General features: G+C 68.1%; 1 pseudogene. It reads left to right on the top strand.

The features are described from left to right. Window positions 1–189: 189 nt before the first annotated feature. Window positions 190–12573, top strand: a pseudogene (locus ACFK0J_RS05110) (amino acid adenylation domain-containing protein); the annotation flags it as partial. Window positions 12574–12813: the final 240 nt, after the last annotated feature.

The raw sequence follows: 12813 nt of genomic DNA on the forward strand, positions 1-12813 counted from the left end.
CGGGTGCAAGCCCCCAAAAACATGACTAGGGTCACTCGGGACCGGTTTGCCGAATGAGGGCAGCCGTTGCAAGTGTGGCTTCAACATGTTCGACAGGCAGGATGAGCAGAGTTTCATGGTTCGTGTAGTGGTGGGGGACGTGCGGCCGGATCGGCGGCGGGGAAGCAAGAACCTGGCGATGGTGAACGCATGACGCGTTCCGCTCGTGTCCGGCCGGCGCGGACCCGGCGTCCCCGGGTCATCACGCTGCCGCAGCTGATGGCGACCGCCGTCGAAGCGAATCCCGACGGCGTCGCGCTGACCTATGCCGACGCCACGACGACATTGGCGCACCTGAGCTACGCCGAGCTCGACGAGCGGTCGACCCGACTGGCGAGGCTGCTGATCGATCGCGGCATCGGCCCGGAAGATCTCGTCGCGATCGGTATTCCGCGCTCGATCGAGTCCGTGCTCGCCGTGTGGGCGGTGGCCAAGTCCGGCGCCGGATTCGTGCCGGTGGATCCGAACTACCCGGCCGACCGGGTCGAGCACATGGTGAAGGACTCCGGCGCGGTCTTCGGCCTGACCACCGTGCAGGCCGCCACCCAACTGCCGGGCCAGGTCGAATGGCTGGTCATCGACAGCGATGCGTGCGTGCACACGCTCGAGCGCTACTCGACCGAGCCGGTCACCAATGCCGATCGGGTGCGCCAGCTGCGCGCCGAACATCCGGCCTGGGTGATCTACACCTCCGGTTCGACCGGCACACCGAAGGGCGTCGTCGCCACCCAGGCCGGACTGGCCGGGTTCTGTGAAGAGCAGCGCACCCACTACGGCGTGACGAGCGCCGCACGGACCCTGCACTTTTCGTCGCCCTCGTTCGACGCCTCGATGCTGGAGCTGCTGCTCGCCCTCGGCGGCGCGGCCACCATGGTCGTCGTCGCGCCGACCGTGTACGGCGGCGACGATCTCGCCGAGCTGCTACGCCGGGAACGGGTGACCCATGCGTTCATCACCCCCGCCGCGCTGGCCTCGATCGATCCGGCCGGGCTCGACGATCTCGGGGTAGTGGCGGTCGGCGGCGAGGCATGGCCGCCGGATCTGGTGCGCCGCTGGATACTTCCGGTTTCCACCGGTGTTCGTGAGCTGTTCAATATCTATGGCCCGACCGAGACCACGATCGTGGTGAACATCGGCGCGCCGCTGGCGCTCGACGCTCCGCTGACCATCGGCGGGCCGATCCGCGGCGTCACCGAGTACGTGCTGGACGATCGGCTTTCGCCGGTGCCGGACGGCGTCGTCGGCGAGCTGTACATCGCGGGCGCGCAGGTGGCGCGCGGCTACCACAACCGCCCGGCGTTGACCGCCACGCGTTTCGTGGCGAACCCGTTCGACCCCAACGGTTCCCGGCTGTATCGCACCGGTGATCTGGTCAAATGGGTGCCGGCATCGCGCGGCGATTCGATGGGGGGTGGTGGTCGGGCGACGGCTGGGTCGGCGGACGGGCGACTGGAGTACGCGGGGCGCAACGATTTCCAGGTGAAGGTGCGCGGTTTCCGCATCGAGCTCGGCGAGATCGACGCGGTCCTGGCCGCCCACGACGACGTCGATTTCGCGGTGACCATCGGGCACCAGCTCGACAGCGGGACAACGATTCTCGCCTCCTACGTGCTGGCCGCCCCCGGTGCCGCGGTGGCTACCGACGAGCTGATCGCGCTGGCCGAGCGCCGGTTGCCCGCGCACATGGTGCCGACCACCATCACCGTGCTGGACGAGATTCCACTGACGCCGGTCGGCAAGCTGGATCGGCGCGCGCTGCCCGCGCCGCAGTTGCAGACCAAGGAATTCCGCGCGCCGAGCGGGCAGTGGGAGCAGTTGGTCGCGGATACCTTCGCCGAGCTGCTGGACTCCGGCGCCCCCATCGGCGCCGACGACGACTTCTTCGAGCTCGGCGGCAACTCGCTGATCGCCACCAAGGTCGTGGCCAGGATCGGCGCGCAGATCGGGGCCAGGGTGCCCGCGCGCGCGGTCTTCGAGGCACCGACGGTCGCCGGTTTGGCGGCGCGGCTGGCCCCGCTCGCGGGCTCCGGTGGGCGGCAGGCGCTGGCGCGGATGCCGCGCCCCGAGCACATTCCGCTGTCGCTGGCGCAGCAGCGGATGTGGTTCCTGAACCAGTTCGACACGGCGTCGGCGGCGAACAACATCCCGTTCGCCATCCGATTGTCCGGCGCGCTGGACGTGACCGCGCTGCGGGCGGCGGTCGCCGACCTGGTCGAGCGGCACGAGACCTTGCGGACCGTCTACCCGGCCGTGGACGGCACCGGCTACCAGGTGATATTGCCTGCGGCACAGGCGGTTCCGGAGCTGGCGGTGACCGAGATCGCCGAGTCCGACCTGCCGAGCAGGCTGGCCGAGTTCGCGCTGGCCGGATTCGATGTGGCGGCCGAGGTGCCGCTGCGCACGGCGCTGTTCCAGCTGGGCGGCGACGACTACGTTCTCGCGGTGGTCGTGCACCACATCGCGGCGGACGGCACCTCGATGGCGCCGATGGTGCGGGACCTGACGGTCGCGTATTTCGCGCGCACGGGGATGGCGGGAGGCGGAGCCGACGGGGTGGGTGGACACGGTGCGGGCGCCGCGCCGGATTGGGCACCGTTGCCGGTGCAATATGCCGATTACGCCCTGTGGCAGCGCGCCATGCTCGGGGACGAGAACGACCCGAAATCGGTGGCGGCCGAACAGATCAGGTACTGGCGCAGCGCACTGGCGGGCCTACCCGGTCGTCTCGAACTGCCGACGGATCGCCCCCGGCCCGCGCTGGCCTCCGGCCGTGGTGGCGTCTACACCTTCGAGGTGGACGCCCAAATCCGGGCCCGGCTCGACGCGATCGCGCAGGACACGGGGGCCTCGCTGTTCATGGTGGTGCACGCGGCGTTCGCGGCACTGCTCGCCAGGCTGTCGGGGTCCGCCGACATCGCCATCGGTACCCCGGTCGCGGGGCGTGGCGAGGCGGAGCTGGACGGGCTGATCGGCATGTTCGTCAACATGCTCGTGCTGCGCACCGAGAGCACACCGGGTGCGTCGTTCCGTGAGCTGGTCGAGGCTGCCAAAAAGGTCGATCTCGAGGCTTTTTCGCATGTGGAGCTGCCGTTCGAGCGGCTGGTCGAGGTGCTCGACCCGGCGCGTTCGCAGGCGCATCATCCGCTCTTCCAGGTGGCCCTGTTCTTCCAGAACATGGACAAGCCCGCGCTGGAGCTACCCGGGCTGTCGGCGGCGGCACTGGACCTGGACGGTGCGGCGGCGAAGTTCGATCTGCAGCTGACAGTCACCCCGCACGAGGGCGAGAACACCGGCCTGTCCGCCATGTTCACCTACGCCACCGACCTGTTCGACGAATCGACGGTCAAGAGTTTCGCCGCCCGGCTGCGCCGACTGCTTCGCGCGGTCGCGGCCGATCCGGACCGGGCGGTGGGCGACGCCGATCTGCTGTCGCTGGTCGAGCGGGATCGAATCCTTTTCGAGTGGAACGACACCCGGCAACGGATCGCTCCCAAGCTGTTGCTCGACGGCTACCGGCAGGCCGTCGCAGCCCATCCGAATGCTGTCGCGCTGGCCTACGAGGGAACCGAGCTCACGTATCGGGACTTCGATACGCGAGTCAACCAGCTTGCCCGGCTGCTGATTTCGCGGGGCGTCGGTGCGGAGTCACTGGTGGGATTGGCGATTCGCCGATCCATCGACCTGGTCGTCGGCATGTACGCGATCGTGACCGCCGGTGGCGCCTATGTGCCGCTGGATCCGGACCATCCGGCCGAGCGGATCGCGCACATTCTCGATACCGCGCAACCTGCCTGTGTCGTCACCACATCCGCCGACGGGGCCGCGCTGCCGGACGGCATTGCCGCGGTCGCTATTGATACCGCCGACCTGGCCCGCTTCGACGGTGCGCCGGTCCGCGCGGACGAGCTGCTCCGGCCGGTGTCGCCGCTGAATCCCGCCTACGTCATCTTCACTTCCGGTTCCACCGGCCGCCCGAAGGGTGTCGCGGTCGCCCACGCGGCGATCAACAATCAGCTCGAGTGGATGCTCGCCGAGTACCCACTCGACCAGGACGACGTCTATCTGCAGAAGACGGCGACCACGTTCGACGTGTCCCTGTGGGGCTTCTTCCTGCCATTGCGGGTGGGTGCGAAGTTGGTCGTCGCGACACCGGACGGTCATCGTGATCCGGCCTATGTCGCGGAAACCATTGCCGCGCATTCGGTGACGGTCACCGACTTCGTGCCGTCGATGCTGACGATCTTCGCCGCGCACACCGCCAAAGGCGCCTGCCCGACGCTGGAACAGATCTTCGTGATCGGCGAGGCGCTGCCGCCGGAAACGGTCACCGCGGTGCACGCGGTGCTCGACGCGGACGTGCACAACCTGTACGGCCCCACCGAGGCGGCGGTGTCGGTGACCTACTGGCCTGCCGACGGTTCGGACACCCGCTCGGTGCCGATCGGGTTGCCGCAGTGGAACACCCGGGTCTATGTGCTCGATGCTCGACTTCGCCCGGTACCCGAGGGCGTGGCGGGCGAGCTGTATCTGGCCGGTGACCAACTGGCCCGCGGCTACGTCCGGCGGCCGGACCTGACGGCGGATCGCTTCGTGGCGAATCCGTTCGGCACCGGTGAACGCATGTACCGCACGGGCGATCTCGTGGTGTGGCGCAAGCCTTCCGACGCGGACACCGCCGAGGAGATGGTGCTCGACTACCTCGGCCGCACCGACTTCCAGGTGAAGTTCCGTGGCCAGCGCATCGAGCTCGGCGAGATCGAAACCGCGTTGCTGGCACAGCCTTCGGTGAGCCAGGCCGTCGCCCTGGTCAGCCGGACGACTCTCGGCGACCAACTGGTTGCCTACGCGGTCCCGTCGCCCGGCGACCGGATCGACCCGCGGGAGTTGCGGGCCGCCATCGCGGAATCGCTGCCCACCTACATGGTTCCGGCCGCCATCGTCGCGCTGGACGAGTTCCCGCTGAATCCCAGCGGCAAGCTGGACCGCAAGGCGCTGCCGGAGCCGATGTTCACCGCGCGGGAATTCCGCGCGCCCGCAACGGCGATCGAGGAGATCGTCGCCGGTGTGTTCGGTGAAGTGCTCGGGTTGACCAGGGTCGGTGCCGACGACGACTTCTTCGCACTCGGTGGCAACTCGCTGATCGCCACCCAGGTGGTGGCCCGGCTCGGTGCCGCCGTCGGCGGACGAGTGCCGGTGCGGACACTGTTCGAAGCGCCTACCGTGGCCGGTCTCGCCGCGGTGATCGACTCGCAGGTGCATGGTCGTCCCGGGGTCGAACTGGGCAGCATCGCGCGGCCGGACCAATTGCCGCTGTCGTTGGCGCAGCGCCGGATGTGGTTCCTCAACCGGTTCGACCAGGCCGACGACGAGGTGGCCGGGTCGGCCGCCTACAACCTGCCCTTCGCATTGCGGTTGACCGGTGCGCTGGACGTGGCCGCACTCGGCGCGGCACTGCACGATGTGGTGGCGCGGCACGAGGTGCTGCGCACCGTGTACCCGGAGACCGCCGACGGACCGATCCAGGTTGTGTTGCCGCCCAACAGCGTTGCGCTGGATGTCACGCCGCGGGTGCTGAGCGAGGCAGACGTGGCGGGCGCGGTGTACGCGCTGGCGTCGAGTTCGTTCGACGTGACCGCCGAGGTGCCGGTGCGAGTGGCGCTGATCCAGGTCGACGGCGCGCCGGACACGTATGTACTTGCCGTCGTGGTGCATCACATCGCCGCCGACGGGTCCTCGATGGGTCCGCTGGTCCGCGACGTCATGATCGCCTATGCCGCACGAACCGCGGGAGAGGCGCCCAGTTGGACACCGCTGCGGGTGCAGTACGCCGATTACGCGCTGTGGCAGCGCGCGGTGCTCGGCGACGAAACCGATCCGGAATCCATTGCCGCGCAGCAGATCAGCTTCTGGCGCAAGCAGCTGGCCGACCTGCCGGACCTGCTGGAGTTGCCGACGGATCGGCCGCGGCCCGCGATCGCGTCGATGGCTGGTGCGCGGGTGGACGTGCGGATCGATGCGGCCACCCACGCCGGACTGGTGGAACTCGCTCGGGCGCATGGTGCGACGTTGTTCATGGTTGTGCACACCGCCTTGGCGGTGCTGCTGGCCAGGTTGTCCGGTTCGACGGATGTCGCCATCGGTACACCCTTGGCCGGTCGTGGTGAGCGTGAGCTCGACGACCTGATCGGCATGTTCGTCAACACCGTGGTCTTCCGGACGCAGCTCGAACCGGGGGAGTCGTTTGTCGAATTGCTCGGCAGGCAGCGGGAATCCGACCTACAGGCGTTCGCGCACGCGGATATTCCGTTCGAGCGATTGGTCGAGGTGCTCAATCCGCCGCGCTCGACGGCGCATCATCCGCTGTTCCAGGTCGGGTTGTCGTTCCAGAACATCGCGCGCGCCGCGCTCGAACTGCCCGGTCTCGCGGTGGCGGGGCTGGACGCTGATCTCGCGGTGTCGCAGTTCGATCTGCACCTGATCGTGGGCGACGGCTACGACGAGTCCGGCGTGCCGACGGGCCTCGGTGGGTTCTTCACCTATGCCACCGATCTTTTCGATGCCGCGACGGTGCAGGGCTTCGCCGACCGGCTGTCGCGGATCCTCGCCGCCGTGGTGGCGGACGCCGCGATCCCGGTCGGTGATATCGAGCTCCTCGACGCGGCCGAGCGCCGGGATGTGCTGGCGCGGTGGAACGGTACCGAGCAGCAGGTCGACCGGTCGGCGACATTGGTCTCGCTGTTGGATGCCGCGGTGGCGGCCGATCCGCGATCCGTGGCGCTGGTGCTGGATCTGCCGGAGGGTCGCGAGAAGGTCACCTATGGTGATCTGGATGGTCGGGTGAATCGTCTTGCGCGGCATTTGATTTCGTTGGGTGTGGGTCCGGAGTCGCGGGTTGGGTTGGCGTTGCGGCGGTCGGTGGATCTGGTTGTGGCGATGTATGCGGTGGCGAAGTCCGGTGGTGTGTATGTGCCGGTGGATCCGGATCAGGCTGCTGAGCGGACCGGCTACATTCTCGAGACGGCTGGGCCGGTGTGTGTGTTGTCGAACGCCGATGCTGAGTTCGATACCGATGTCGCGCCGGTGGTGCGGTTGGACGAGCTCGACCTGAGCGGGTTGGATGGGTCCCCGGTCACCGATGCTGATCGGGTGGCGCCACTGCGTCCGGATAACACCGCGTATGTGATTTTCACGTCGGGTTCGACGGGTCGCCCGAAGGGTGTGGCGGTGTCGCATGCGGCGATTGCGAATCAGTTGCAGTGGAAGGTGACCGAGTTCGGTCTCGATGCTGCTGATGCGGTTTTGTTGAAGACCGCGGCGACGTTCGATTTGTCGGTGTGGGAGTTCTGGTCGGCTGCGGTGTGTGGTGGTCGTTTGGTGATTGCCGCGCCTGATGGTCATCGGGATCCGGCGTATCTGAATGAGTTGATGGCCCGCGAGTGGGTCACCACCCTGCATGTGGTGCCGTCGATGCTCGATGCGCTCACCGTCGGTGATTTCCCGAACTCGTTGTGGCGGGTGTTGGCGATCGGTGAGGCGCTGCCTGGTGCGTTGGCGCAGCGGTTCGTGCGTGATTACCCGCGCGTTGAGCTGTTCAATTTGTACGGTCCGACCGAGGCCGCGGTGTCCATCACCAGCCATCGGGTCACTCCAAACGATCAGGTATCGGTGCCGATCGGTGCGCCGGAGTGGAACAGTCAGGTCTTCGTGCTGGATGCGCGGCTTCGTCCGGTGCCGGTGGGTGTCTCCGGTGAGCTGTATTTGGCCGGTGCGCAGTTGGCGCGTGGTTATTTCGGTCGTGCGGATTTGACGGCGGATCGGTTTGTGGCTAATCCGTTCCAGTCCGGTGCTCGGATGTATCGCACTGGTGATGTGGTGGCGTGGAACGCTTCCGGTGAGTTGGAGTATCGGGGTCGTAGCGACTTCCAGGTCAAGATTCGTGGTTTCCGGATCGAGCTCGGCGAGATCGAGGCGGCGCTGCTGGGGTTGCCGGAGATCGCGCAGACCGCTGTGGTTGCCAAGTCCGATCCGAAGACCGGCGATCGTCTGGTGGCCTATCTGGTCGCCGCCGAGACCGGGCAGTCGGATGATTCGGCCGGACTCGATGTGGCGCAGGTGAAGTCGACACTTAGCGCTGGGTTGCCGTCGTACATGGTGCCGTCGGCGTTCGTGGTGTTGGATGCGTTGCCGTTGAACGTGAACGGCAAGTTGGATCGTAAGGCGTTGCCGGAGCCGGAGTTCGAGGCTCAGGTTTTCCGTGCGCCCTCGACCCCGATCGAGGAGATCGTGGCGTCGGTGTTCGCCGAGGTGCTCGGTGTCGAGCGCGTCGGTGCCGACGATGACTTCTTCGGTCTCGGTGGTAACTCGCTGCTGGCCACTCAGGTCGCGGCTCGGATCGGTGCCGCGCTGGACTCCCGCGTCCCCGTTCGTACCTTGTTCGAGGCGTCGACTGTCGCTGGTCTGGCTGCCAAGGTCGAACGGCATGCGGGCACCGGGGGCCGCAAGCCCCTGGTGGCGGGCCCGCGTCCGGAACACATCCCACTGTCGCTCGCCCAACAACGCATGTGGTTCCTCAACCAGTTCGACACCACGTCCTCCGTCTACAACATCCCCGCCGCCATCCGCCTGACCGGCGACCTCGATACCGCCGCACTGCAAGCGGCGGTGTCCGATCTGGTGGCCCGCCACGAGATCCTGCGCACCACCTATCCGCAGACGCAGCACGGTCCCGTGCAGGCCATCGCCGCACACGTGCCGGTCGATCTCGCGCCCATGCGGATCGACCCGGCGGACGTGGCCGACGCGGTATACCGCGTTGTCGCCGCGGGTTTCGACGTCACCACCGAGGTACCGTTCCGCGCCAAGCTGTTCCAGGTCTCCGACACCGACCACGTCCTGGTCTTCGTGGCCCACCACATCAGCGCCGACGGTTGGTCGATGGGCCCGCTGACCCGCGACCTGGTGCTGGCCTACGCCGCCCGCACGGGCGGCGAAGCACCCACCTGGGCGCCGCTCCCGGTCCAATACGCGGACTACAGCATCTGGCAGCGCGACGTGCTCGGCTCGGAGGACGACCCGACGAGCCTGATCTCCCAGCAGGCCGAGTACTGGCGCACCGCGCTGGCCGCGCTGCCGGACGAACTGGTGCTGCCCGCGGACCGGCCGCGGCCCGCGGTGGCCTCGTATCGGGGCGCGACGCTGGACTTCGAGATCGACGCGGACTTGCACGCCGCGCTCGACCGCGTTGCCCAGCAGCACAATTCGACGCTGTTCATGGTGCTGCACGCCGCCCTCGCGGTGCTGCTCGCGCGACTGTCCGGCACCACCGACATCGCGGTCGGCACCCCGGTGGCCGGTCGTGGCGAGGCCGAACTGGATGACATGATCGGCATGTTCGTCAACACCCTGGTGCTGCGCAACGAGATCGAACCCGGCGCCACCTTCGACGCGCTGCTCGCCGACGTACGAGACACCGATGTCGCGGCATTCGGCCACGCCGACCTGCCGTTCGAGCGCCTGGTGGAATTGCTGGATCCGGTCCGCTCGGCGGCGCGGCATCCGCTCTTCCAGGTGATGCTGGTCTTCCAGAACCTGGCCGAGACCTCGCTCGAGCTACCCGGTCTCACCGTGTCCGGCATCGATCCGCAGATCCAGCCCGCCAAGTTCGATCTACAGCTCACCGTCGCCGAACAACCGGACACCCAAGGCATTTCGGCCGTCCTCACCTACGCGACCGACCTGTTCGACGCCGCGACCGTGCAGAACTTCGCCGATCGCTTCCGCCGCATCCTGGCGGCCGTCGCGGCCGATGCCTCGGCGGTCGTCGGCGATATCGACGTGCTCGCCGCCGGTGAACGCGAACTCGTTCTGCACGAATGGAACTCACTCGGCGCATGGGTACCCGGTGCGACGCTGCCCGGCCTGATCGCCGATCAGGTGTGGCGCCGCCCGGACGCGGTAGCGATCCGATTCGGTGATCGCGCGCTTGCCCACCCGTCGCCCGGCCACCACCCCGCATCGAGTCGCTCCGCGACGCTTACCTTCCGTGAACTGCAGCGCCGGGCCAATCAGGTGGCACGAGCGCTGATCGCGCAGGGTGCGGGCCCGGAATCGCTGGTGGCCGTTGCGGTGCCACGTACCGAGGACCTGCCGGTCGCCCTGCTGGGCGTGCTCGCGACCGGTGCCGCCTACCTGCCGATCGACTCCGCTTACCCGGCGCAGCGGCTGGAATTCATGCTCGCCGACGCGGCCCCGGTCTGCGTACTGACCACGGCGGACGAACGGTCCGCGGTGCCCACCGGCGACCTGCCTGTCGTCTTGTTCGAGGAGACGGCGGCATTCGCCGACGCCCCCGTGCACGATGCTGATCGGCTCGCGCCGCTGCACCCGGACAATCTGGCCTACGTCATCTACACGTCCGGTTCGACCGGCGTGCCGAAGGGCGTGGGTGTCGCGCACCGCAATGTCGTCGAACTGTTCGCGAACACCCAGACCCTGTTCCGTTTCGACGAACACGACGTATGGACGTTGTTCCATTCGTTCGCGTTCGACTTCTCGGTGTGGGAACTGTGGTGCGGTTTGGCGCACGGCGGCTCGGTCGTCGTGGTCGACTACCTGACCTCGCGCTCGCCGGAACAGTTCCGCGACTTGCTGATTCGCGAGGGCGTGACGGTGTTGAACCAAACCCCGTCCGCCTTTTACCAATTGGTGGAGGCGGACCGGTCCGCGGCGGCGGGCTCGCTGGCGCTGCGCTACGTGGTGTTCGGCGGCGAGGCCCTCGACCTGCGCAAGCTCGAACGCTGGTACGAACGGCACGGTGCGGCAGCTCGTCTGGTGAATATGTACGGCATTACCGAGACCACGGTGCACGTCTCGTTCCTGCCGCTGGACGAACAGGATCGGCGCAATCCCGCCAGCGTCATCGGGCGGGCGATCCCCGGCCTGGATGCCTACGTGCTCGATCCGCGGCTGCACCCGACCCCGCTCGACGTGCCGGGCGAGATCCACGTCGTCGGTGCGCAACTGTCCCGTGGCTACCTCGGCAGGCCGGGCCTCACCGCGACCCGTTTCGTCGCGAATCCCTTCGGCGCGCCAGGTTCTCGGATGTACCGCACCGGCGATATCGGCCGCTGGCGTGACTCCGGCGACAAGGCGCTGCTCGAATACGCCGGTCGCAGTGACCAACAGGTGCAGCTGCGCGGTTTCCGCATCGAACTCGGCGAGGTCGAAGCGGCGCTGCTGCGCTGCGACGGCGTCAATCAGGCCGTGGCACTGGTTCGTTCGGACGCGCACGGCGATCGGCTGGTCGGCTACGTGGTGGCCGAGAGCGCTGCCGGAATTGATCCGGTGACCGTTCGTTCCCAGGCCGCCCAGTTCCTTACCGGCTACATGGTGCCGGACGCCGTCGTCGTCCTCGACGCGCTCCCGCTCACGCCCAACGGCAAGCTGGACCGAAAGGCTCTGCCCGCACCGGAATTCACCAGTGCGGTCACCTTCCGTGCGCCCAGCTCGCCAGTGGAGCAGACCGTGGCCGAGGTATTCGCCGACCTGCTCGGCGCACAGACAGTGGGTCTCGACGACGACTTCTTCGCACTCGGCGGCAACTCGCTGCTCGCGGCGCAGGCGGTGGGCCGACTACGCGAGGCCACCGGCGCCACGGTCAGTGTGCAGTGGTTCTTCACCGACGCCACGGTGGCCGGACTCGCCAGCCGGATCGGCACGCAGCCGACGGGGGAGACCGACGCCGCCATGAACGTCCTGCTGCCGATCCGCCCCGGCGGCACCGCCGCACCGCTGTTCTGCCTGCACCCGATGTACGGCCTCGCCTGGAGCTACGCGGGCCTGACCCAGTTCCTGCCCGCCGAGCAGCCGATCTTCGGCGTCCAGTCGCCCGCCCTGGCCGAGGACGGCGAGCTGCCGAACTCGATCGCCGAGCTGGCGCATCGCTACGTCACCGAGATCAGGACCGTGCAACCGCACGGCCCCTACCGGCTGCTCGGCTGGTCGCTCGGCGGCGTGCTGGCCCACGCCATCGCGACCGAACTGCAGGCCGACGGCGAGCAGGTCGAGCTGCTGGCCATGATGGACAGCCACCCGAACCCCGACGTCGCGGGCTTCCGCGCGGCGGTGCGCGGCGCGCTGGCCGAACTCGGACTCGGCGGTGAGCTGATCGGGCCCGAGGACGACATCTACGACCTGAGCGACCAGGCACTGGCCGCGCTACACGCGATGATCCCGCCGGAACTGGTCGCGCTGACCCCCGAGCGGCTGCGCCGGATCTATCGCAGCGCGGTCCGCTCGGCCGAACTCATCGCCCAGCACCGTCCAGGGGTATTCCACGGCTCGCTGGAGTATTTCAGCGCGGCCGTGGCGGATCCCGCGGATGTGCTTCGCGCCACTGCGACCGACTGGGCTCCGTATGTGACGGGCGCGGTGGTCGACCGGCCGATCGCGGTGACGCACGCGCAGATGACCGCGCAGGATGCGTTGGCCGACATCGGCTCTGAGCTGGCCGTTCTGCTCGATCGGTTGCGCTGAGGATGCCCTGCCGACGTGAGGTAACCAATCGCGCGTCGGCAGGGAATAATCGTTCCCGGCGCTCGTTTCGCGCGGTCGGGTCGCGGTCCTGCCCTAGGGGATCGCCGAGGCTGTGTTCGGCGTGGGCCGGTGCGGTCGGTAACGATGGGCATGCGCGCGTTCGATGATCACTGGGGGCGGGGGCATCGAAGCGGGTATGCGGCGACAACAGGCAGGGTGAGGCATCTCCATGGTTCGGTC

This window comes from Nocardia brasiliensis (genome assembly GCF_042691675.1).
Classification (GTDB): Bacteria; Actinomycetota; Actinomycetes; order Mycobacteriales; family Mycobacteriaceae; genus Nocardia; species Nocardia brasiliensis_D.